Origin of the sequence: Emticicia aquatilis (assembly GCF_014644295.1) — a bacterium.
GTDB classification, from domain to species: Bacteria; Bacteroidota; Bacteroidia; order Cytophagales; family Spirosomataceae; genus Emticicia; species Emticicia aquatilis.
The window spans coordinates 641903-663814 of record NZ_BMKK01000003.1 but is presented as its reverse complement, the minus strand read 5'-3'; the positions used below and the strand labels follow the sequence as shown (position 1 = coordinate 663814).

The 21912-nt window shown below is 39.0% G+C and carries 19 protein-coding genes; 8 read left to right on the top strand and 11 right to left on the bottom strand.

Translation table 11 applies throughout. From position 1 onward, the window contains the following. Positions 1-54 precede the first annotated feature (54 nt). Positions 55-1443, top strand: a complete 1389-nt coding sequence (locus IEX65_RS10045) for an arylsulfatase (protein ID WP_188765914.1) — start codon at positions 55-57, stop codon at positions 1441-1443. An 8-nt stretch (positions 1444-1451) separates the two neighbouring features. Here IEX65_RS10045 and IEX65_RS28235 read toward each other — a convergent pair whose 3' ends face one another. The 11 genes from IEX65_RS28235 to IEX65_RS09990 form a co-directional block, all read right to left on the bottom strand. Beyond that, complete coding sequence (locus tag IEX65_RS28235; RefSeq protein WP_374757857.1) at positions 1452-1649, bottom strand: PIN domain-containing protein; 198 nt, start codon at positions 1647-1649, stop codon at positions 1452-1454. 172 nt (positions 1650-1821) lie between these two features. Further along, positions 1822-1983, bottom strand: a complete 162-nt coding sequence (locus IEX65_RS10035) for a hypothetical protein (RefSeq protein ID WP_188765913.1) — start codon at positions 1981-1983, stop codon at positions 1822-1824. 41 nt (positions 1984-2024) lie between these two features. Continuing rightward, a complete protein-coding gene (locus IEX65_RS10030; RefSeq protein ID WP_188765912.1) occupies positions 2025-3893 on the bottom strand; it encodes a hypothetical protein in 1869 nt (622 codons plus the stop codon). A gap of 86 nt (positions 3894-3979) precedes the next feature. Beyond that, positions 3980-4519: an RNA polymerase sigma factor gene (locus IEX65_RS10025; RefSeq protein ID WP_188765911.1), complete on the bottom strand. Its 540-nt coding sequence runs from the start codon at positions 4517-4519 to the stop codon at positions 3980-3982. A 59-nt stretch (positions 4520-4578) separates the two neighbouring features. Further along, the gene (locus IEX65_RS10020; RefSeq protein WP_188765910.1) at positions 4579-5991 is read right to left on the bottom strand and encodes a PepSY-like domain-containing protein; all 1413 of its coding nucleotides are present in this window, start codon (positions 5989-5991) and stop codon (positions 4579-4581) included. 273 nt (positions 5992-6264) lie between these two features. Further along, complete coding sequence (locus tag IEX65_RS10015; protein WP_188765909.1) at positions 6265-7464, bottom strand: Gfo/Idh/MocA family protein; 1200 nt, start codon at positions 7462-7464, stop codon at positions 6265-6267. Positions 7465-7654: 190 nt separating this feature from the next. Continuing rightward, positions 7655-8524, bottom strand: a complete 870-nt coding sequence (locus IEX65_RS10010; RefSeq protein WP_188765908.1) for an MBL fold metallo-hydrolase — start codon at positions 8522-8524, stop codon at positions 7655-7657. Beyond that, the gene (locus tag IEX65_RS10005) at positions 8511-9545 is read right to left on the bottom strand and encodes a methionine synthase (protein WP_188765907.1); all 1035 of its coding nucleotides are present in this window, start codon (positions 9543-9545) and stop codon (positions 8511-8513) included. The genes IEX65_RS10010 and IEX65_RS10005 overlap by 14 nt, the downstream gene beginning before the upstream one ends. Positions 9546-9603: 58 nt before the next feature. Continuing rightward, complete coding sequence (locus tag IEX65_RS10000) at positions 9604-10407, bottom strand: sugar isomerase domain-containing protein (protein WP_188765906.1); 804 nt, start codon at positions 10405-10407, stop codon at positions 9604-9606. A 70-nt stretch (positions 10408-10477) separates the two neighbouring features. Continuing rightward, positions 10478-11365 carry an ROK family protein gene (locus IEX65_RS09995; protein ID WP_188765905.1) on the bottom strand — a complete coding sequence of 296 codons (888 nt, stop codon included), beginning with the start codon at positions 11363-11365 and terminating at the stop codon, positions 10478-10480. A 193-nt stretch (positions 11366-11558) separates the two neighbouring features. Further along, entirely contained in the window at positions 11559-12341 is a 783-nt protein-coding gene (locus tag IEX65_RS09990) for an SDR family NAD(P)-dependent oxidoreductase (RefSeq protein ID WP_188765904.1), read from the bottom strand. 112 nt (positions 12342-12453) lie between these two features. Here IEX65_RS09990 and IEX65_RS09985 point away from each other — a divergent pair, with 112 nt between their 5' ends. The 7 genes from IEX65_RS09985 (at position 12454) to IEX65_RS09955 (ending at position 21779) form a co-directional block, all read left to right on the top strand. After that, on the top strand, positions 12454-13338 hold the full coding sequence (locus IEX65_RS09985; RefSeq protein WP_188765903.1) for an AraC family transcriptional regulator: 885 nt from the start codon (positions 12454-12456) through the stop codon (positions 13336-13338). A gap of 51 nt (positions 13339-13389) precedes the next feature. Beyond that, a complete protein-coding gene (locus tag IEX65_RS09980; protein ID WP_188765902.1) occupies positions 13390-14070 on the top strand; it encodes a response regulator transcription factor in 681 nt (226 codons plus the stop codon). Next, complete coding sequence (locus IEX65_RS09975) at positions 14070-15437, top strand: sensor histidine kinase (protein WP_188765901.1); 1368 nt, start codon at positions 14070-14072, stop codon at positions 15435-15437. The genes IEX65_RS09980 and IEX65_RS09975 overlap by 1 nt, the downstream gene beginning before the upstream one ends. A gap of 77 nt (positions 15438-15514) precedes the next feature. Then, positions 15515-16762 (top strand): TolC family protein, encoded by a 1248-nt coding sequence (locus IEX65_RS09970; protein WP_188765900.1) that lies wholly within the window; start codon positions 15515-15517, stop codon positions 16760-16762. Positions 16763-16764: 2 nt separating this feature from the next. Further along, positions 16765-17844, top strand: a complete 1080-nt coding sequence (locus IEX65_RS09965; protein ID WP_188765899.1) for an efflux RND transporter periplasmic adaptor subunit — start codon at positions 16765-16767, stop codon at positions 17842-17844. Between the two features lie 141 nt (positions 17845-17985). Continuing rightward, a complete protein-coding gene (locus IEX65_RS09960; RefSeq protein ID WP_188765898.1) occupies positions 17986-21087 on the top strand; it encodes an efflux RND transporter permease subunit in 3102 nt (1033 codons plus the stop codon). Positions 21088-21341: 254 nt separating this feature from the next. Next, positions 21342-21779 (top strand): hypothetical protein, encoded by a 438-nt coding sequence (locus IEX65_RS09955; protein ID WP_188765897.1) that lies wholly within the window; start codon positions 21342-21344, stop codon positions 21777-21779. Positions 21780-21912: the final 133 nt, after the last annotated feature.

Below are 21912 nucleotides of genomic sequence, written 5' to 3'. Positions count from 1 at the left end.
TAATTTTTCAAAAAAAAGTTTATCTTGCTTCCACTTAGCTATTCAAACTCTATCATGAAAAAACTTTTTTCATACGCATTTATTTTATCATCATTGGTTATCTTGCTATCTGCAAAATCAGACGTACCAAGCACAATCGACCGACCAAATATCATCTACATCATGGCCGATGATTTGGGTTATGGCGATATAGGCTGCTATGGACAAAAGACCATAAAAACGCCCAATCTCGATAAAATGGCAGCCGAAGGCACTCGTTTTACGGATTTTTATTCGGGAAATACTGTTTGTGCTCCATCACGCTACGCTCTCATGACAGGCCTACACATGGGACACGCCTACATACGTGGCAATGGTGAATTTCCGATTCGTGAAAATGAGCAGGTTTTACCAAAAATGATGAAGGAAAATGGCTACACAACCGCTATGTTTGGGAAATGGGGACTCGGACAAAGTCACAATTCTGGTTCGCCCGAAAAACAAGGCTGGGATGAGTTTCTGGGCTATGCTACACAAGGTCACGCCCACCGATTTTATACCAATAATCTCTGGACAATTAAAGATGGAAAATGTGAATCCTACCCGATGGATTCGCTCCAACATTCACACCCGTTCATCACCGAAAAAGCTTTTGATTACTTAAAAAAAGGTCACGAAAAACCATTTTTTATGTATTGGGCTATCACTATGCCACACGCCGAAATGTATGCACCTCCTGCTACTTTAAAGAAATATTTAAACCCTGATGGCAGCAGTATTTTTGAAGAAAACAAACCTTTTGTTCAGAAAGCAAAAGGCGGGCGTTCGTATCGTTCGCAAGATAAACCAAATGCCAATATGGCAGCTATGATTGACCACATGGATGCCGATATTGGACGTTTAATGACTTTACTGAAAGAATTGGGCTTGGATAAAAACACCTACGTTTTCTTTACCTCTGACAATGGCCCACATAACGAAGGCGGCCGAGATATGGAGTTTTTTGATAGTAATGGACCATTAAAAGGCTTCAAACGAGATTTATACGAGGGTGGCATCAGAGTTCCGATGATTGCTTGGGGAGCAAATGTACCTAAAGGAAAAACTTCTAACGAACCATTGGCTAACTGGGACGTGATGCCAACTTTTGCTGATTTAATCAAAGCAAAGTCTCCACAAAACATTGATGGGCTTTCGTTTGCTAATATTCTATCGGGCAAAAAAATAGCCCAAAAACATGATTATCTATACTGGGAATTTCACGAACGAGGCTTCGACCAAGCAGTGAGAAAAGGCAAATGGAAACTCGTCAAGCAAAAAGGAAATACCGAACTATTTGATTTGAGCAAAGACCTTTCGGAAACAACTGACTTGGCTGCAAAATACCCAAAAATTGTAGCCGAAATGGAGAAAATTGTGCAAACTTCAAGAGTTGATTCGGAGTTATTTCCTTTGAAGCGGTAGAAGTATAATTACCTTGCGGGTAACAAAATCACATCTACTAATTTAACACTTTTAAATTTATCATCACCAGTTAAAAGTGGTAGATTCATCCATTGAGCAGATGCTGCTACAATTGAATCCATTAACTTTAAGGAAGTACTAAGACGAGTCTGAATGGCCAGTTTTTTGATTTGTTCATTAAGCTCAAAAACGGTACACTCATTGATAAAATCACGTATTAACTTTCTTTATGAAGCGGTAATATTTGGCTTACATTGTATTTCCATTTCGGTAACCACAGATATACAAAAATTTTTATCATCAAGTATTGCCCTAACTAATTCGTCTCCTTCAAAAAATCGAATTAAGGCATTTGTATCGAAGAAAATGTAATTGTTTTCACTCATCTCTCAAACTTCTTTGAAATTCGAGAGCATCTTGCCCCCATTTAATTTTACCAAAATATTTGTCAGCATTAAACGGCTTTTGAGGCTTTTTAATACTATCTAATGCTTGTTTAATTTGTGCTTTATTGGCATGTTTAGGAATTACAACTGTCATGGTATTGTATTAAATGTGGAGTAAATATAAATAACAGTTTCTTACATAAAATTAACCCTAACATTCAAGCCTATATTCGATGGGCGGATTTGCATATAGCTGTTGGCATCGAGCGATTGTGAGAGACTGTAACGATAAGTTGGCTCAATCCAAACGGTTTTGCCTCCTTTCATTGGATAAGCTAAAGCAACAGAAGCATTGAGGTAGTAAGCATATTGATTATTGTTCAATACTCTTACAGCTTCTGCTCCACCCAAAACAAAAACTTTATTTTTCTTATTTGACACTAAATATGAATTATCAAGTTTCAAACCAAGAGTGTGCAAGAACTTATTCTGACTAACGGTTTCGCCTACGCCTACGAGCGTGTATGTACTACTGGTCAAATCAACATCATAAGTGCCATTATTTACTTCATAACTAACCGCTTGACGGATACCTGCATAAGCGAGCGAAACACCAGTCGAGAAGCGATTTGAGAGTGGTTGCATTACGCCCACACGAGCCTGTACACCTAAGCGTTGGGCATCAAGTGCATTCAACGAACCTACCTGTTGAATATACGTTGAAGTTTGTGGCAGAATCGTAAGAGCCTGATAAGTCTGCAATGGCATAATGCTACTCGTCAGAATCATTTTACGTCTTACACGCACTTCCGGTTCTTCCATTGGCACTTCGTTATTATACGCAATTTCGCCAAAAGGAAGCCTGATATTTGTCTGCTTAAATTCCTTACTATCAAGCAGATTCAATTCAATATTGTTTGCTTGATTTGAGGGGTTTATATTAGATGCAACACTTGATTCACTACCGTTTTGTGTTGTGTTTGTCGGTGATGTTGTATTCTTATTATTTTGAACAATGCTCTCTGTCGAAGATGAATTCTCTAAGTTATTTCTAAGCGAACGTTTCTCTTTTTTTCTAATAACCTTAGCAACTTGATTTTCGGTCGAAGCTTTTTCTAAACTTTTGCTATTTGAGTCTTTTCTATTCTTAGTTTTACCATTAGAAGCAATACCACTCAAATCAGTTGATTGCTCTATAACAGTTGGTTTTGAAGCATTAATTTTTTTATTACCAGCTTCTTTATCGGTGGCATTTTTGTTTGTTTCATTTGATTTGCTGGTAGCTAAGCCTTCTTTACCATTAAGTATCTGGCTATTAGTGGGTTTACTGTTTTTATCGTTTGGGAGAGCCAAATCCTCTTTTTGATTATTATTATAAACCAACCAACCAAAACCCAACAAAAGTGCAATACTCGCAGCAATACCAACTCTGAATGCAAACGGCCAGGCAATTACACGGCGTTCTTTTTCTGGCGTGATAGCAGCCTTGATAATCTCCCACGAATCGGCTGTTGGTTCGGCTTCATAGTTACTAAACTTACTTGATAATTGGGTTGCAAGTTGAATGTTTTCCCAAGTGGCAGCTTGTGGCTCGGCTTCGTAATTTTTAAATTTCTCACTCAACGAAACTGGTTCGCTGGCTGGCATAGCAGCACGGATTTTCTCCCACGAATCGGCCATTGGTTCGGCTTCGTAGTCTTTGAATTTCTCGCTGAGAGGAATTGATTCATTAATTGGTAGAGCGGCTCTGATTTTCTCCCACGAGTCGGCCGTTGGTTCGGCTTCGTAATCACTGAATTTGGCAGTTAGCTGAGTAGCCAATTGAATTTTGCTCCATGTATCATCTTGTGGCTCGGCTTCGTAGTTCTCGAATTTCTGAGAGAGGTCAGTAGCAAATTTTATTTCGCCCCAAGATTCTTCTTGAGGCTCAGCTTCATAAGTTTCGAGTTTATCTTTCAAATCGAGAGCAAAGCGAATTGCCTCCCAAGAGGCATCTTGCGGTTCTGCTTCAAAATTCTCGAATTTTTCAGATAAAAGTTTCCTTATGTCGTCTGTTGGTTTCATTTATTGATAATCCTGTAAGGTCATTCCAAACCTTGCAGAACTTTACACTATTTCTTTCTATAATTATTAATCGAATAATACTTGTTCTAAAGCACTACACCCATTTCCTGTAAAGTTTTACGGAGATGAACTTTGGCTCTCGAAAGCTGAGACTTTGACGTTCCTTCCGAAATCTGCAAAATCTTAGCTATTTCATTATGCTCATAACCATCAATCAAATACATATTCACTACCATTCGATAGCCATCGGGTAATTGATTGATTGCTCCCACTATTTCTTCGTGACTCAACTGCGAAATCACGCCAATATCTGCATCGCCTTGATTTTCAATAGCCTCATAATCAAGAAATTGCCGTTCGTTGGTATTTTGTCGATAATGGTCAATGGCCGTTCGGACGACCAACGATTTTACCCAATATTCGACCGACTCAGGTTTTTGTAAATCATTGATTTTATTAAAAATCTTTATAAATGCCTCTTGGAAAATATCCTCGGCTTCCATTACAGTTCGGGCATAGCGACGACATACACCCAAAAGTCGGCCTTTATAGAGGTTATAAAAGGCTGCTTGGGCTCTCGGGTCGTTCCGCTGACAACCAAGAACTAATTCAACTTCATTCCGCATCCGAAAAGGGTTGCTGTGTTTATAGATTCAATTAATAAGGTTAGTATTGATGCAAGGCATTAGCCTTTTCTTGCCGATAAAAAATTAGCGTTAGCATCAAAATTTATGTAATAATAGTCGTTAGCGACCTTTATTGCTATTACATATCCCAAAATTTTATTTTCGGCATATACAATTACTCCTCTCTGAAATACCCAGCCTCTATAATTTCCATCCAAATATGCTTTGGCATTGCTTGGTATATCTTTTGAATCGAGAGGTCTATCATAGATTTTATTGTCAGGAAGTTTCATTTCAATTTCCTTGACACTCAAAAACTTTCCACTTTCATCGAAAGTATAATCATACACTTCGTTATTGCTCAAAATAGTTATCCAATACGTCTTTTTAGTTTTATCAATAATGATAGCCGTTTGGATGTATTTATAATCCTTGTGTTTCGATGCGAGATAATTCACAATTGTGGCTGGTACATCTTTCGGGAAAATAAGTTTGACCTCCACTTTGTTATCATTTCCCCCTACCCCTACTTGTTCTTTTTTTAAGAAATTACCGTCTTTATCAAACTGTAAAGAATACTGCTTTTTATCGTAAGTAATGAGTACGTTATATACCTGAATGGCTCCGTTTTGGATGAAAGCAATACCTCTTTCAAACTGCCAGCCTTTGTATTCTTTATCGAGATATGCTTTGATTTTGGAAGTTAAATCATTGATTGTAATTGGTTTATCTTCAAAACGGCCACTCGGAGCATTCACCCCAAATGATGATGATTTCAAGACATTCCCTTTTTCATCAAATAAGTAATCAAAAGTGGTGAAATCTTGACTAATTACTACCGAATAATTTTTGGTTGCTCCATCTAAGACAACTCCTACTTTTATGCACTTATAATCGCCATGTTTTGCAACCAAAAAGTCTATAATGACTTGCGGAAGCTCATTTTTATCAATAAAGTAAAGTTTTGGAGGAGGCATTCCTCCTGGTCCGCCATTCGGATTATCCGAAACATTCATGATAAGTGTACCTGTGGCATCAAAAATCAAAGTAATGTTTTTGGAGTCTTTATCTTTAAGTATAACCTTATAGCCTTCTATTTTGCCATCTTTATTTACTTGCTGACATACATTTATAATAACTGCACCAGAATAATTGGCTTCAAGATAAGCCTTAATATTATCAGGTAAATTTACAACCCCAGTTTGCTTATACATTTCCGAAATAACCCCTACGTTATTCACAATCGCCGACATTCGCTCAACTTTTACATCAAAATCTGATTGAAATATCTTGTTTCTCTCGATTGTCGTAAAACGTACTTTAGTCGCTTCTGGATAGTTGGTTTTGATTGCATTAATAGCAGCTACCGGAATCGCTTCATCAAGATTTTGCTGCGGTTGAAGGTCTGTAACGCTATCACAGCTCCACAGAATCAGCCCAACAAAAAATAGATATATATATAATTTTTTCATTTCTTATTCGTTTCCAACGCTCTTGTATGATAAAGACGCTGCCAAATAAAATTTGGTTGCATTATGTTGTATTGGAAAACCTAAAAACTTTAAATTCTGACTATTATCAATGCTTTACTCTCTAAAATAACTAACGAAAATACGCATAACTAAGATATTTGCGTAGGCGAATGTTTAAGTTTTTAACGAAAAACTATTCATAAGTGTTTCATTATGAGCAAAAAAGGAGCAAATAGAATCTAATTGCTCCTTTCTTTATTTTGGTCGAACCGATTATTTCCAAGTTTCCAATTCTATAATTTCGCCCGTTGTTTTCTTTTTTAGGATAACTTTTTTATCTCCATTTGGCAAAATTTCATCTTTGATAAACCAATGGTCTGCATCGTATTCGTTGTAAACTGATGGTTTTTGTACCCCAACTTGTCCACGCCATTCGGGTAGCTGAACTGGTTCCCAAAGTTTTGTTTTAGCCGATTTGTAGGCAGCATCAATAATGGCGTTTACTACATAGCCATCATAAAAAGTTTCGTTGGGTTCGATGCCTTTTTCCATCGCATTAAACATATCGGTAAACATATTGGTGTAGCCCAATTCATGAGCTTCATCGCCGACTGGAAATTGCCAACCGCTCGAACTTTCGGCTTTTTCGGCCACATAGCCACCTTCGCCCGCTCCGCTCGTAAACATCTCGAAACCAGTTCTTAAAAATGAATTTATCCAAATCGTCCCTTCTGTTCCCATCACTTCATCTCGCAAATCCATGCCACCTCTGAAAGTCCACGACACCTCAAATTGTCCGATTGCACCGTTTTCATATTTTACGAGTCCGATGGCGTGGTCTTCTGCATCAATGGGTTTTACTTGTGTATCGGCCCAGCACATTACTTCTACTGGTTTGATGTCTTTTCCAATAAAATTTCGGGCAATTTCAATGCAATGACAGCCCAAATCTAAAATTGCTCCGCCGCCTGCCATATTAATATCCCAAAACCAATCGGAGTGTGGTCCAGGGTGCGTTTCACGAGATTTTGACCATAAAATTCGCCCAATCGCTCCATTTTTTACACTTGTTAGAGACTTCATGAATTTAGGTGTGTAGCACAAATCTTCTAAATATCCTGCAAAAACACCTGCTTCTTCACAGGCTTTGGTCATTCGGAGGGCTTCTTCGGCGTTGCGTCCGAGTGGTTTTGTACAAAGCACTGCTTTTTTGTGTTTTACGCAAAGATTTACGGCCGTTTCGTGTAAATTATTAGGTAAAGCAATTACTACCACTTCGGTTTCGGAGTGTTTAATGGCCTCTTCCATATCTGTAAAATAATGCGGAACAGCATAATCGGTAGCGAAACGAATGGCGGTTTCTTCACGTCGAGCATAGACTACCGAAACTCGGTCACGTCCACGTTGTCCATGAAGTGAATCGGCATAGAATCGTCCGATAAATCCGCCGCCAAGAATACATACTTTTGCCATGATTTTATTGTAAATTGTTTGATGAATAGATGATTTTTATGATATAAGTAATAGTAAAAAATTAAATTGTTAGTATTCTTTTACCGTAGCGACGGTCACCACGGAGTTGCCCAGAGTTTAAGAAAACACAGAGTTTCACAGAGTTTTTCTATTTTTTCTTTGTGAAACTCCGTGTCGTACTTCGTGTACCTCAGTGGTAAAATTCTGTATATTTTAATTTACTGATAATAACACCCTCGCCCATTTCGAGGACTTTATGGTTTGTTTGATAATGCTCGCAAGCTTCAATAAAACGTTGTGGGTCTTCGGTATTAAACTCAAATAAATGATAATGATGCGGAATGACGAGTTTCGCACCGATAATTTTTCCGAGTTTAGCGGCCTCGTCGGCACTGAGATTTCCTGCCACTTTTCGTTCAGGTTTATTGCCGTTGATGGGTAAAAAAGCAACATCAACCTTATATGGTTTCAAGATTTCTTCCAAACCCTCAAACCAAAGTGTATCACCTGAATGATAGATTGAAAAACCACCAAATTCGGCAACGAAACCCATGAATTTGCACTCACCTTTTTCGTTTCGCTCGACAGTGTTGTGTGCTGCTGGAATTCCCGTTATTTTGAATCCTTTATGCTCAAAACTGAGTCTATCGTTTAGGCCAATCGGAAAATTCAAATCGCATTTAACTCTTTCTGCCACAAATGCTCGGTTTGCTTCTGGAATAATGAATTTTACGCCAACATTATTTTGAATAATTGGCATCAAAGTTTCGGCATCTAAATGGTCTGTATGATTATGACTCGATGTAACAATATCAATAAAATCAAGTTGGTCGGGCGAAATAACCAACTCGCTAATACGGACGTGTGGCTTATCAGTATTTTGGTATTTTACGCTCAAAGAATCCGACAAATAAGGGTCAAAAAGTAGGTGTTTTTCTTGCCATTTTATCAGAAAACCACTTTGTGCCAACCACCAAACTTTAAAACCAGTCGAGCTATTGAATGATTTGATGTCGTTCAATAACTCATTATCTTTTTGTTTTGATTTAATTAAGGCCATTGCATCTCATTTGTTTGGCTGCTGCACACATATTGGCAATTTTTTGCTTTGTTGCCCAACGTGCCGTTTGCGACATTCCACAATCGGGAGCAACGGCGAGTTTCTCGGCAGGAACGTATTTTAAGCATTTTTCGATGCGTTCTTTTACGTCTTCTACAGTTTCGATATAATAACTTTTCACATCAATTACACCAACTGCTACGTCCATTTTTTCAGCAAAACGCTCCAGTAAATGCACTTCAGCAAAATTTAGTACGCACATCTCAGTGTGTAATTCATCGACCGTAAAATCTAAAAAATCAGGTAGCATCGGCAAAATTGTTTTCTTCCCAACCGAACGACCTTTATAATTTCCAAAACATAAGTGTGTTCCGATGCGGGTTTTACCGACAATATTTTTCACGGTTCGGTTAAAAATATCGACAAAACGTTTGGTATCTTCTTTATAAGCATAGCACGACATCGAAGGCTCATCAATGCAGATTTCTTTTGCTCCTGCGGCTACTAAATCTTCTAATTCTTTGGCTACAATCGGCAATAAGGCTTCGGTAATTTCCCAACGGTCTTTGTAGATTCCGCCCGCCAGCATTCGTCCCGAAAGCGTGTAAGGACCGGGAATGGATGCTTTCAAAATTTTTCCTTCTGGAGCAAGCCTTTGCAATCTTTTAAATTCCTCTACTACGCCTAAGCCTTTTGGTGCGGTAAGGGCTTCGATGATTGTGTGTTTGCCACGCTGGTCGTGAGCGGGTGGGCCAAATTTTCGGGTTTCTTCGTGGTTAGGTTGAAGTCCTTTGATGAAACCGTAAAACGATAGATTAAAATCAAGACGGGTTTGTTCGCCATCGGTAATTACATCAAGACCAGCCGTAACTTGGTCGTGAATGGCATTTACAACCGCATCTTCAATCATTTCGCTGATGTCGGCAGGGCCGAATTTATCTAAATTTTCTGACGCAAATTCAAGCCAACTCGGAAACGGCCACGAGCCAACTACGGTAGTTTTTATAGGAATTGGTTGCATATCTTTAATGGAGAATGATTAATGAAAAATTGATAATAGAAAATTCAAGGGCTATCCTTTATTTTTCTTTAGAAACATAGCTTTCGATGCCTACTTTTTGATACATTTTCGAGATTCGGTGGGCGTGTTCGTCATAAGCCGCTTGGAAAATCTCAGTGGCTTTTTCTGCTCCGATTACTGCCCCAGCCGTCAGCACTTTTGGTGGATGTCCCGCTTGTGTAAGCATATTGGCCAACTCAGCTTTTATACTATTGATAATCATACACGAACCAACCGTTGAGCCTGGTGAAACTGGTGTTTCTAAACCATCGACATAAATCATGGCATCGCCTACGGGAGCTCCCGAATCAAGCACTACCTCGCAGAAATCTTGGAGTTTTCGTCCATCTTGTTTTTTGCTTGTACTGGCTTCAGAATGTTGTTTTGAAATAATTCCGACGGTTTTTATACCTTTTTTCTGAAAAACCTCTGCCATTTCAATCGGTACGACATTACAACCTGATGAGGAAATCACCAAAGCAGTATCGACTTCTGAAAGGTCGAAATTTCTTAAAATCTGAGCAGCAAAGCCTGTCACATTCTCCAAAAACATTGCTTGGCGTTGACCATTTGCTCCTACTACCAAATTATGAAATGTCAACGATAATTCCACAATTGGGTTAAAGCCTGGAAACGAACCATAACGTGGCCACATTTCCTCGACCATAATTCGGCTATGTCCGCTACCAAAAACGTGTACCATTCTTCCTGCCAAAATTGATTCCGAAAACAGTTTTGCGGCTTGCAGAATTTGTGTTTCTTGGGCGGCAACGGTTTCGATTAAACCTTGACATTTTTTTAAATATTCGGTGGTATATGACATGCTGAAATAAATGAAAAATGGATGAAATATATTTTGACTACAAAGACGTTGCAGTGCAACGTCTCTACGATTAAACTTTATCAAACACAAATGCGGCCGCACCGATTGCTCCTGATAAATCGGCAAATTTTGCGTGTTTAATTAATGTTGTTTTGCCTTTTGGACGAAATTCAAAAAGCTCGATAAATTCATTCAAAGGTTTAAATAGAGCATCGCCTGCGGTCGTAATTCCGCCCGCCAATACAATGATTTCGGGCGAAAGGGCATTGATTAATGAAGCAATGGCAATGGCCAATTTTCTGACCGAATCAAGCCAAAGCCACGTGGCGAACGAATCATTATTTTGATAAGCCTTCACCAGCTCATGCGTTGACTGAAAACGCCCTATCGAACGCCGCTCAATCGAGCAGTTTCCAATAGCATATTCTAAGCTTCCCGACATTCCCAAGATGCTTAGTTCATCATCATTGGCATTGAGCGAAATATGCCCCAAATGCCCAGCCATTTGACTCAAACCTTGATAAAGTTGCCCGTTTATCATAATTCCTCCGCCCACCCCCGTGCCGAGTGTGAGCAAAATTGCGTGTTTATAACCTTGCATGATTCCAAACTTGGCTTCAGCCATAAGTGCGGCATGGGCATCGTTCAAGACAAGCGTCTTTGTACCAAAATATTCTTCCCAAATAAAGTTTTCTAAGCCAAATAATCGGTTGGGTAAATGGGCGATACATTTATTATCGGCATTGGCCAAACCTGGTGCCGAAAGCCCGATGAAGTCGATTGGTTTTTGGTGAAAATCTTTCAAGAAATTGACCATTTCAAGTACATTTTCTCGCCATTTTCCTTCGGCATCATCTTTCGTAGGAATATAATGCTGTTTCAAGATTTCTCCATCTTCACGCATCAAAACCCCTTTTACGTTTGTGCCACCAAGGTCGATACCGATTGCTACTTTCATTATTGAATTATTGATTCTTTAAAAAAGTTTTTATTAAGTTTGACCCTTTTAGGGTCGTGACTAAATTGTTCCTTTTAGACCCCAAATTTCATTTAGGGCCATTCAAGTTTGACCACTTCATGGTCTCTAAGATTAAGCGAAATCAAAATTTTGAACATCATTCTTAATTCTCAATTCTACATTCTTAATTAAATTAAAAATACTGCCCTTCCGAAACCTCCCAGCCACCATCAATGTAGAGTGTTTGTCCAGTAGTGAATTTTGAAGCATCCGACATAAAAAATACGGCAGCACCATCGAGGTCTTCGGGACGGCCATTTCTGCCGCCATCGAGCGGCTGTTTGGTTTTTACAAAATTCATGATGGTTTCGTCCTTACTGGCTCGCTCCGACATCGGGGTTTCGACCAAAGCAGGTGCTAAAAGATTGATTCTAATGTTTTCGAAGGCATAATAAGCCGCCAAAGACTTCGTAAAACCCACAACTGCCGATTTTGCAGCTGCATAGGCGTGCGTAACAAAATATTTTGGAGAAGGCGAAAAGTCCAAAACCGAACCCATATTCAGAATCGTACCGCCTTTTCCCAATTCCAAAAACTTCTGCACTGCTGCTTGGTTCGAGAGCATCAAACTTGTAAGATTTAGCTCAAAAGTTTTATTCCAGCCCTCAAGCGTAAGTTCGTGCAGTGGACCATCGCCAAACTTGCGTCCGCTTCCACCTGCTACGTGATAGAGGCCATCAAAACTACCAAACTCACTGATACACAACTCAATAGCATTTTTTGCTGTATTTTCGTTGGTGGCATCGGCGGCCATCGCTCGGCCGTTTTCTCCCAAAACTAATTCGAACGATAAACAGCTTTCGGGCTTACGACCAACGGCCACTACTTTTGCTCCTTCACGCACAAATGCTTTCGCTGCCGAAAACCCCAAGCCAGTCGTTCCGCCAATGATTACGATTGATTTACCTTTCAGCATTTGCAAATAAAGTATTATTAAAAATAGTTTAAATTATTATTATACAAATAACTAATAGAATAATTATAGATTCCACCAGAAAAAGTTATTTTTACGATACTATTTTGATTTTATGCTCAAAAAACCACTTTTACAAAAATTACCACTTACGTTCGGCTCATCGTTTCTGATTGACCGCTTTGAAAGTCCGTATTTCGAGACTCCGTGGCATTATCATCAAGCAATCGAAATTGTGCTTTGTGATGGAGGTTTCGGAAAAAAATTTGTGGGCAATCACGTATCTGACTATGCCGAAGGCGATTTGGCGATTTTGGGCAGTAATTTACCCCATTGGTATCGTGCCGATGATGCTTGCTATCAGCAGCAAAAACCTGCCTCGATTGTGATTCATTTTTTGGATGATTGTTTCGGGAAAGATTTTTTTGAATTGGCGGAAATGACCGAAATAAAACGTTTCCTCGAAACTGCCAAGTTGGGCATAGAATTTTACGGAGAATCGAGAGCAAGGATTCAAGAAAAAATACAAAACTTATTAAAGGCTGATAAAGTTGCTCGAATGTTGGGTTTGATAGAAATCCTACACCTAATGTCTTGCTCGAAAGAATACCAAATTTTATCAGAAAATGCCATTGTGGGTGTCAGTAAAAAAGATTCCGAACGCATGAACGAAGTATTTGATTATGTGCTTAAAAACTTCAAAAACGACATTAATTTGAGCGAAATAGCCAATAAAACCCGCTTTTCAGAGGCAGCTTTTTGTCGATATTTCAAGCTTCGCACACAAAAAACATTTGTTGAGTTTGTAAACGAAATTCGTATCGAATATGCCTGTAAATTATTGGCCGAAAACGACCTCAACATCTTGGAAATATGCTACGAATCGGGCTTTAAAAACCTCTCTAACTTTAATCGACAATTCAGAAAATATACTAATAATAATCCTAAAACCTATCGCCAATTACAGATTCATCAAAAGCAATTTCAGTTACTTGATTAGTTATTAATTCTTGATTAAAATAAGTATCTTCGCATCTAATTAACTAAGCCAATGACTGCACTGCTCTTAGAAGACGACCCTGATTTGTCGAGAGAAATACAACGTTTTTTATTATCAAAAAAAATCGAGTGTGATACCGTTTTTGATGGAGAATTATTTTTTCGCCAAATCAAAAAAAACGACTACGATATTTTTTTGTTGGATATTAATGTGCCGAGAATCAATGGTTTAGATGTTTGTAGGCAAGTTCGAGAATCGAACAAACTTACGCCAATTATTATGCTCACGGCTTATGGCGATATTCAAGATAAATCCGATGCTTTCGGACTCGGAGCTGATGATTATTTGGTAAAACCCTTTCATTTTGAAGAACTTTTTTTGCGTATCACCTCGCTCCTACGCCGAAGCAATACGCCCCAAGATGCCGATAGTGTTATGGTCATTGATGACCTCGAAATCAACACTTCGGAAATGAAAGTGTATCGAAAAAACGAGCTGATTGACCTTACGCCAAAAGAATATCAATTGTTATTTACTTTAGCAAAAGCAAAAGGAAGGGTGTTATCGAAACAAAGTATTGCCGAGCAAATTTGGGACGTTCAATTCGACTCGAACATGAATACGATTGAGGTTTATATCAATTTTTTACGCAAAAAAATCGACCGAAATCATCCTACAAAACTTATTCATACTCGCCCCGGCTTTGGTTATTATCTAAAAATCGAAGACTAATGACCCTCAAACGACGCATTGCAATCAATATCGCTGTTGCCTTTTCTATTTTATTCGGATTGGCGGCTTTTATTATTTTTTATTCTTTCTCATCGTTCAGAAGAGAAGAGTTTCGCCAGCGTCTCGAAGAGAAAGCCCTCACAACTGCCAAGCTACTCGTTGAGGTAAAAGAAATTGATAATCAGATACTTAAACTCATCGACCGCAACACAATAAATAAATTATACAACGAAAAAACATTGGTTTTTGACCAAAATTACAAGCTATTATACAGCAGCATCGACGATGCAACCATCAGTTGGGACACCGAAGATTTACAGGAATTGAAGCGTGCAAAAACCTTTTTCAGAACCGAAAGAGAAAAAGATGTGCTGGGAATTTACTACGATTTTGAAAAAACCGATTACTATATTCTGATTTCGGCTGAAGATATATACGGCAATAATAAACTCGAATTTTTGCTTTTTACACTCGCCGTTACATTTTTGGCAGGAACAATGCTGGTTTGGTTTTCGACCTATTTTTTTATCGAACGCTTACTCAAACCGCTCGATACCTTCCAAAAACAAATCACCAATATTTCGGCTAATAAACTTGATATTCAACTCGAAGAAGGCAAACACAACGACGAAATTAATCTTCTGACCAAAGCCTTTAATATTATGTTGGCACGCATCGAAAGTGCTTTCCAGAGTCAACGAGAATTTACTTCTAATGCCTCGCATGAGATTCGCACACCTTTGGCTCGTATGACCTTTAAGATTCAGAATCTACTACAAAATCCCGAACATTCGCCCGAAACTGTTGCTTCCTTAAAAAGTATCAACGATTACGTCCATCAACTTTCCGATTTGGTCAATTCGCTACTTTTGCTCTCAAAAATCAATAAGGAAGATGCCCAAAAACGCTTTGAAAAAGTAAGAATCGACGAAGTGATATTTTCGGCTAACGAAAAAGCCAAAAAATTTAATCCTCAATTTGACCTTAGTTTTGAAATCATTGATAACCCCGAAATCGAACTTTCGATGGAAGTTTGGGGGGTAAAATCGCTACTCGAAATTGTTTTTAACAATCTTTTCAAGAACGCTTGTTTGTACTCATTTCAGCCAGCGGCTCGTGTGGTTATCGAACAAAACGCTTCGCATCAACTCACAATCATCGTCAGTAACGAAGGCAATATTTTAAACGAAACCGATAAAGAAAAGTTATTTCAGCCTTTTATGCGTGGTCAAAATGCCAATCAAACGATTGGTTCGGGCTTGGGTTTGAGACTCTCAAAACGTATTCTCGATTATCATTCGGCCAGTATCAATTACCAAAATACGCAGCCAAATCTCAATCAATTTATTATTATTTTCTCCAATTAAGCTATTTTTAAGGTAACCTTAAAGGCATTTTTAATTTTACCACCCGATTTTTGCAATTCTAAAAAAATCAGCGTGTAATGTTTCAAAAACTAACCTTTTTAATTTTAATAGCCACTCAAACTGCTTTTTCACAACAAAACCTTTCACTACAACAGTGCGAAGACAGGTTTGTCAAAAACAATTTGCTGCTCTTGGCCGAACAATACAATCTCGATATTGCCAAAGCCAGTGTTATTCAAGCGAAAATTTGGGATTTACCAGTGGCTTCGGGGGAATTTAATGCTATTAATCCACAAGACAAGCGGGTGCTGGATATTGGTGCTAAAGGCCAAAAGGCCATTGCCGTTCAGCAACTTTTGTATTTGGGAAAAAAGAAGCAAAACGAGGTAGAATTTGCCAAGTCAACCATCGGAATTGCCGAATTACAATTTGAGCAATTACTCAAAAATCTGCGTTTCGGGCTGCATCAGAGCTTTTATAGCATCTATTTCAATCAGCAGAAAATCACTAACCTCAACAAGCAAATCGCCAGTATTGATACACTCGTCAAAAGCTATGCTATTCAAGCTCAGCGAGGCAATTGGCCGTTGCGTGATGTTGTTCGCTTACAATCATTATCGTTTAGTCTAAAAAACGACTTCATGATTGCTCAAAAGGAGATAAACGACGAGCAAGAATCGCTCAAGATTCTGACATCGAGCCAAGAAAACATCATTCCCGTTGTTGAAGAACAAGCTCTTAATAGCTACTTCACCAAGAATAATTTGCCTGTTACCGAAGCTTTGCTCAATATGGCACTGGAGAAAAACCCCGACTATTTGAGTTTCCAGAAAATCATCGAAAGCAACGAATTGATGATAAAATGGCAAAAATCGCTCGCCAAACCTGACCTTACGGTGGGTGCATCGTACGACCAACGTGGCGGTGCTTTTGGCAATCAAGTAAACTTTACGTTTGGGATTCCGCTCAATTTATGGAATCGAAACAAAGGAAATATCAAAATTGCCGAGGCCGAACTCGATAAATCGAAACGACTGCAAGACCAAAAGATAGTTGAGCTACGAAGCCAAATTGCCAACGCTACGCAAACTTGGCAGCAACAACGCCTTCAATACGCCCAAATTACTGCTTCAGGAGCCGAAAACTTCGAGGCTGTTTATAAAGGTATTTTACAAAATTTCCAGAAACAAAATATCTCTTTACTCGAATTCACCGACTTCATGGAAAGCTACAATCAAAGCACCCTCCTGCTCATCGAAATGCGTAAACAAGTCATTCTTTCGGGCGAAACCATCAATCATATCGTAAACGTAAATTTGTTCTAACAATGAAAAATATATTATTGCTAACCTTCATAGTTTGTGGTCTTTTTGCCTGTGATAAAACCCCAAAGAAGGTAGAAACCCAAACAACATTCGTACTGAGCAATAAAATGCTCGAAACAACCAAAACACAAGACGTTGCGATGCAAAACCTACGCAATGAGCTTAATTTTTACGGAAAAATTACGGCCGATAATAACAAAATGATTGAGGTTTACCCAGTAGTAGGCGGAAACGTAACAAAAGTTTTTGTCGAACTCGGCGACTATGTGAAAAAGGGACAACTTTTGGCCACAATTCGTAGTACGGAAGTAGCCAGTTTTGAGAAAGAATTAGATGATGCTCGTAATGACTTATTAGTGGCGAAGAATAACTTAAAAGTAGCACAAGAGCTTTTCGAGGGAAAACTCAATGCCGAACGAGACGTAATTGAAGCCCGCAGCCAACTCGACAAGGCAAAGTCGCAACTCCACCGAATTGAAGAAACTTATAGCATCTATAATATCAAACAAGGGGCGGTCTATGAAGTACGCTCACCTCTGAGCGGCTTTGTGATTCAAAAAAACATCAACCAAGATATGCTCCTCCGCAATGACCGCACCGATAATATCTTTGATATTGCCGAAATTGATGATGTTTGGGCCATTGCCAATGTCAACGAAAGTGACATTAATCAAGTAAAATTGGGCATTGATGCCGCCGTTACAACCTTGAGTTATCCTGATAAAGTTTTTAATGGTAAAGTCGATAAAATCTTCAATATCATCGACCCCGAAACCAAAGCCATGAAAGTCAGAATTAGACTCAAAAATGCCGATTACTTACTCAAACCCGAAATGCGTGCCAATATCAAATTATCTTATACCGAAAGCCAACAAATGCTGGCGATTCCGTCGGAATCAGTGATTTTTGATAAGAGCAAAAACTACGTAATGATTTTCAAAGACCGCAATAATATCGAAACCCGCCAAGTGGAAGTTTTCCGCCAAGTGGGCAATATCACTTATATCTTATCGGGCTTAAAAGAAGGCGAAAAAGTAATGACCGCAAATCAGCTTTTGGTTTATGACGAACTAAATGATTGAGTTTAACATGAGAATCAATCATCTGATTATTAATGCAACTCAAGCCCAATAAAGATTGTCTATGAAAATTGATAAAACCTATGCAGTTTTCAATGCTTCATTGCACGGGCGACCCCGTATCAATTATCCATCAAAAAAGATATGAACAAATTCATTAAAAATATTATTGCTTTTTCGCTCAAAAACAAGCCTTTTACGTTCTTTTGGGTCGGCATATTGGTCATTTCGGGCTTTATTTCGTTCAAAAATATGCCCATTGAGGCATTCCCCGATGTAACTAATACACAGATTATCATCGTGACCGAATGGAACGGACGAAGTGCCGAAGAAATTGAGCGTTTCGTGACCACTCCTATCGAAATCTCGATGAATTCGGTGCAGAAAAAAACGAGTGTCCGAAGCATTACGATGTTCGGTTTATCGGTCATTAAAATCATTTTTGAAGATGATGTCGAAGACTTTTTTGCTCGCCAACAAGTAAATAACCTTCTTCGTAATGTCTCGCTTCCCGATGGTGTCGAACCCGACGTTCAGCCACCTTACGGGCCAACTGGTGAGATTTTCCGATATACACTCAAAAGTAAATCACGTGATTCGAGAGACTTGCTCACGATTCAAAACTGGGTCATCGACCGCCAACTCCGTTCGGTAGCGGGCGTAGCTGATTTAGTAGCCTTCGGTGGGCAAGAAAAAACCTACGAAATAAGCGTTGACCCTAATCGCTTATCGAAATATGATATTACGCCACTACAAGTTTATGAGGCCGTAAATAAAGGTAATCTCAACGTAGGTGGCGATGTTATCGAAAAAAACAAACAAGCGTATGTGGTGCGTGGTATCGGTTTGCTAAGTTCGATACAAGACATCGAAAATATCATTGTCGATGATGCAGGTGGAAACCCAATTTTGGTCAAAAATCTGGCTGATGTTCATGAAGCAGCCATGCCACGTGTAGGTCAAGTTGGCTTAAATGACAATGATGATGTAGTAGAAGGAATCGTGGTGATGCGTAAAAGCGAAAACCCAAAGGAGGTTCTTGAAAGAGTAAAAGCAAAAATTACCGACCTCAACGAACGCATATTGCCTTCGGACGTAAAGATGGAAACATTCTACGACCGAGACAACCTCATGAACTACACCACCACAACCGTAATGCACAATATGTTTGAAGGTATTTTGTTCGTGACCGTCATCGTATTCTTATTCATGGCCGATTGGCGGACTACCGTCACGGTTTCTATCATTATTCCGCTATCACTCTTATTTGCATTTTTGTGCCTCAAGCTCAAGGGCATGAGTGCCAATTTACTCTCGTTGGGGGCGGTTGACTTCGGAATTATCATTGATGGTGCGGTAGTAATGGTTGAAGGGATTTTCGTAACCCTTGACCACATTGCCCATAAAAAAGGTATGGCGGCATATAATAAACTGGCCATCGGGAGTGTCATAAAAAAGACAGGAACTGAACTTGGAAAAGCCATTTTCTTCTCAAAACTCATCATTATCACGGCCTTAATGCCCATTTTTGCTTTTCAGAAAGTGGAAGGAAAGATGTTTTCGCCTTTGGCCTATACATTGGGTTTTGCCTTATTGGGTGCATTGCTGTTTACACTTACTTTGGTGCCAGTACTTTCACATATTTTCTTGAATAAAAACGTCAGAGAGAAAAACAATCCTTTTGTTAATTTTTGGAATAGAATCGTAGAAAAAGGTCTCATTTGGACTTTCGCTCACAAAAAAATTACGCTTTTGGTTTCATTGGTATTTATGTCACTTACTTTCTTCTCGGCCACATTTCTCGGAACTGAGTTTTTACCTCAACTCAACGAAGGGGCATTGTGGGTAGAAGCAAAATTCCCTATGAGCCAAAGCTTGCCCGAAACTGTACAGAAAACGGCTATTTTACGCAACGAACTTCGCAAATTCCCCGAAGTAAATGGTGTACTTTCGCAAGTTGGCCGAAGCAATGACGGAACCGACCCAAGCGGTTTTTATTACGTACAAATGCAGGTAAACCTCAAGCATAAAGACGAATGGAAACGAAAAATCACAATGGATGATTTGGTGCGTCAGATGGACGACTCGCTTTCAAAATATCAAGGAATTGGCTACAATTATTCGCAACCAATCATTGATAACGTGGCCGAAAGTGTGGCAGGTATTAATGCCTCAAACGCCGTAAAGATTTTTGGCGATGACCTCAACGAATTGGATAAAATAGCCAACCAAGTTATCAAGCAAATCGAAAAAGTGGAAGGCATAAAAGATGTTGGTATCCTCCGAAACGTAGGTCAACCCGAAATCAGTGTAATTCTCGACCGTGAACGCATGGCCGCCTACGGTGTTACGCTCGCCGACGCCCAAGCCGTACTCGAAATGGCTTTTGGCGGAAAAACCGCTACCCAAAAGTTTGAAGGTGAAAAGAAATTTGATGTGCGGGTGCGTTACCTGAAAAACTATCGCAAAGACGAAGAAGACATGAAAAACCTGAAAGTTCCGACGATTCAGGGTGTCAAGATTCCGCTCAAAGAGATAGCCACCGTTCAGAAAATCACTGGTCCAGCCTTCATTTATCGAGATAATAACAAGCGTTTCATTGGTGTAAAGTTCTCAGTTCGTGACCGTGACTTAGGAAGCACCATTGCCGACGCTCAGAAAAATGTAGAAAAAACAGTAAAGCTTCCAGCAGGTTACTCAATCGGCTGGACGGGTGAGTTTGAAAACCAAGTGAGAGCCACCAAACGTCTCGGCGAAATGGTGCCTATTAGTTTAGTGGGTATTTTTGTGCTGCTTTTCATCATGTTTGGCAATGTAAAAGACTCTCTTTTGGTGTTGGCCAATGTGCCTTTTGCCATCATCGGAGGTATTATTGCTTTGCACGTTACGGGTATCAACTTTGGTATTTCTGGGGGAGTAGGTTTTATTGCTTTATTTGGTATTTGTATCCAAAATGGTGTTATTCTGATTTCAGAATTTCATAAAAACATAAAGGCTAAAATGACACTCGACGTTGCAATTTTGGAGGCCGTAAAAGTCAGAACCCGCCCTGTTGTTATGACTGCCCTTATGGCATCAATCGGACTTTTACCTGCCGCTATCAGTACAGGTATTGGCTCCGAATCTCAAAAACCACTGGCAATCGTTATCATTGGAGGGCTCGTTACGGCAACCGTATTAACCCTGCTTGTATTCCCGATTATTTTCTGGGTTTTCAATCGAGTAAAACACGAAACCATTGATTAAAAACTAAGTGATAAAGAGTTAAATAGTCTTCAAAATAGCCATTCTCCTCGGATATATTGTTCAACACAAATATATCCGAGGCTTTTTTATGATTGGTCAAAATATTCGGGGCTTTTACAACGTTTTCAATAAAAAAAACGTCTTTCTTGCATACGACATTTTTTTTTCTTTTATATTTAAACCATATTTGCTAAAAATCTGTCTTATACAGAAATTATCAATTGTAAATAAGGCTATTAAACAAACATATTCGCATGAAAAAGATTGCCATTCTATTTGTATCTTTAGTTTCTCTTGCAGTTTCTTCTTGCAAAGACAAAACTGTTCCAGTTTCTGAAAAAATCAAGAAAACATGGACAGCCAACATCGTAAAAGAAGGAAGTGCAACGGTTTACACAAAAGGTGCTGCATCCAACACAAAACCAGGATATTCATCGTTTACACTTAATTTATTGATTGCACCTTCTGTAACTTTAAAAGAAGCTGATGGCAATACTTTCACAGGTCAATACGAATTAGTAGGCGATACAAAATTAGTATTGAAAAACCTTACGCCAGTTCCAACAGGCACAGGTGGTACTATCGAGTTTACAATCAATTCTATCACTGATACTGCACTTGATATTACTCGTACAACTGCCAGCCAAAAAACAGGTGGAACTATCAATAGCTACAATTTGATTACTCAGTAATAATTAAGAAATAAGAAGACCTCAAAATATTTTATAAGAAAGGTGAGCTGGAAAGTTCACCTTTTTTTGTGGAACGAAGTTCAACTTCGTTCATATAAATTTGAAGATTTTAGAGTTTATTTAGCAAAAATTC

What these genes read in the sequence shown, in the direction of transcription:
- IEX65_RS10045 (WP_188765914.1), top strand. Translation starts at nt 55, where the DNA reads ATGAAAAAACTTTTTTCATACGCATTTATTTTATCATCATTGGTTATC.
- IEX65_RS10035 (WP_188765913.1), bottom strand. Translation starts at nt 1,983, where the DNA reads ATGACAGTTGTAATTCCTAAACATGCCAATAAAGCACAAATTAAACAA.
- IEX65_RS10030 (WP_188765912.1), bottom strand. Translation starts at nt 3,893, where the DNA reads ATGAAACCAACAGACGACATAAGGAAACTTTTATCTGAAAAATTCGAG.
- IEX65_RS10025 (WP_188765911.1), bottom strand. Translation starts at nt 4,519, where the DNA reads ATGCGGAATGAAGTTGAATTAGTTCTTGGTTGTCAGCGGAACGACCCG.
- IEX65_RS10020 (WP_188765910.1), bottom strand. Translation starts at nt 5,991, where the DNA reads ATGAAAAAATTATATATATATCTATTTTTTGTTGGGCTGATTCTGTGG.
- IEX65_RS10015 (WP_188765909.1), bottom strand. Translation starts at nt 7,464, where the DNA reads ATGGCAAAAGTATGTATTCTTGGCGGCGGATTTATCGGACGATTCTAT.
- IEX65_RS10010 (WP_188765908.1), bottom strand. Translation starts at nt 8,524, where the DNA reads ATGGCCTTAATTAAATCAAAACAAAAAGATAATGAGTTATTGAACGAC.
- IEX65_RS10005 (WP_188765907.1), bottom strand. Translation starts at nt 9,545, where the DNA reads ATGCAACCAATTCCTATAAAAACTACCGTAGTTGGCTCGTGGCCGTTT.
- IEX65_RS10000 (WP_188765906.1), bottom strand. Translation starts at nt 10,407, where the DNA reads ATGTCATATACCACCGAATATTTAAAAAAATGTCAAGGTTTAATCGAA.
- IEX65_RS09995 (WP_188765905.1), bottom strand. Translation starts at nt 11,365, where the DNA reads ATGAAAGTAGCAATCGGTATCGACCTTGGTGGCACAAACGTAAAAGGG.
- IEX65_RS09990 (WP_188765904.1), bottom strand. Translation starts at nt 12,341, where the DNA reads ATGCTGAAAGGTAAATCAATCGTAATCATTGGCGGAACGACTGGCTTG.
- IEX65_RS09985 (WP_188765903.1), top strand. Translation starts at nt 12,454, where the DNA reads ATGCTCAAAAAACCACTTTTACAAAAATTACCACTTACGTTCGGCTCA.
- IEX65_RS09980 (WP_188765902.1), top strand. Translation starts at nt 13,390, where the DNA reads ATGACTGCACTGCTCTTAGAAGACGACCCTGATTTGTCGAGAGAAATA.
- IEX65_RS09975 (WP_188765901.1), top strand. Translation starts at nt 14,070, where the DNA reads ATGACCCTCAAACGACGCATTGCAATCAATATCGCTGTTGCCTTTTCT.
- IEX65_RS09970 (WP_188765900.1), top strand. Translation starts at nt 15,515, where the DNA reads ATGTTTCAAAAACTAACCTTTTTAATTTTAATAGCCACTCAAACTGCT.
- IEX65_RS09965 (WP_188765899.1), top strand. Translation starts at nt 16,765, where the DNA reads ATGAAAAATATATTATTGCTAACCTTCATAGTTTGTGGTCTTTTTGCC.
- IEX65_RS09960 (WP_188765898.1), top strand. Translation starts at nt 17,986, where the DNA reads ATGAACAAATTCATTAAAAATATTATTGCTTTTTCGCTCAAAAACAAG.
- IEX65_RS09955 (WP_188765897.1), top strand. Translation starts at nt 21,342, where the DNA reads ATGAAAAAGATTGCCATTCTATTTGTATCTTTAGTTTCTCTTGCAGTT.